Here is a 1219-nt window from a genome sequence, read left to right as displayed (position 1 = left end):
GTCCAGCTTTTTCTCTGCTGCATATTTCATCAGGTTCAGCAAATCGGTAAAATCGCCTATGCCCCAGTTGCGCTCGGAACGTAGGCTGTACAAATGCATGGTCAAACCATTCATCCGACCGCCATTGGCAAGCAGTTTAGGCTGATAAACCGATTCAGGCGCAACAATCAGGCGCACAAGGCGACATTTGCCGCCGGTCTCGGCCGACAAGGTGTAATAACCGCAAGCCAGTTGGGGCAGCTTAATCCAAAGCGTATCGTTGTCGCCCGGATATAAAGTCAAGTTCTGGCACTCATCCGCCTCATCAATCAATACAACCGCTTCTGCACCATGAAATTCAGACGGCATCTGTAAAGATTCTTCGCCGTTTTCATGCACGATCATCGTATTCAGATAAAGGCCGTCTGAATCCGGTTTGCTTTTGTCCAAAACAGCAACGATCGATTCCAAAACTTCAGGTTTGGTCGCATGATATATACCGTTGATGTCGTGGTAGCCTAAATCAATACCGGCCTCTACGGCCTGCTGCTCCAATGTCTCACTCATTGCACTCTGCCTGTTTTACCAATATCTGAATCTTAATACAGATCTTGTTGCACCGTTACATGTAGTTTATTGTAGTCTCTAACAAAATCCATATTTCCCTGTTTGATTTGACCTGCGCCAAAATTTCCTATTTATCTGTCTTGTAAAAACTTAAAGGCCGTCTGAAAAGGAAGGTTTCATTCCTTTTCAGACGGCCTTTATCATGCTTCAAGCCTGATTAGTGGTGGTGATGACCGTGCGGGCCATGTACGTGACCATGGGCAATTTCTTCCTCGGTCGCATCGCGCACACCTTCAACGGTCGCCTTGAACAATACTTTCATACCGGCCAAAGGATGGTTGCCATCCACTACGGCTTTACCGTCGGCAACATCGGTTACACGATAAATCAATACATCGCCGGTTTCCGGATCATCGGCTTCAAACATCATGCCGACTTCAACTTCAACAGGAAATACGCTTACATCTTCAATGCGTACCAGTTCAGGATCTTGCTCGCCGAAGGCATCATCAGGCGACAAAGCCACTTCAACGGTATCGCCTACATTTTTGCCGTGCAACGCTTCTTCCACTAAAGGGAAAATACCGTCATAACCGCCATGCAGGTAAGCAATCGGCTCTTCGGTTTTGTCCAACAACTGGTTGTTTGCATCGTACATTTCATAATGCAGGGA

The 1219-nt window shown here is 46.9% G+C and carries 1 protein-coding gene and 1 pseudogene; both read right to left on the bottom strand.

The window, feature by feature from the left end; genetic code table 11:
• Nucleotides 1-546 (bottom strand): annotated as a pseudogene (locus tag ACTHUM_RS14590) (1,4-alpha-glucan branching protein GlgB); the annotation flags it as partial.
• Between the two features lie 217 nt (nt 547-763).
• Nucleotides 764-1219 (bottom strand): FKBP-type peptidyl-prolyl cis-trans isomerase (locus ACTHUM_RS14585; protein ID WP_440403235.1); only part of this gene is annotated, 456 nt, incomplete at its 5' end.

The sequence above is a fragment of the Neisseria sp. P0021.S006 genome (genome assembly GCF_051956895.1).
Note: the sequence above shows the minus strand (reverse complement) of the source record. Positions and strands in the feature narration are given on the sequence as shown.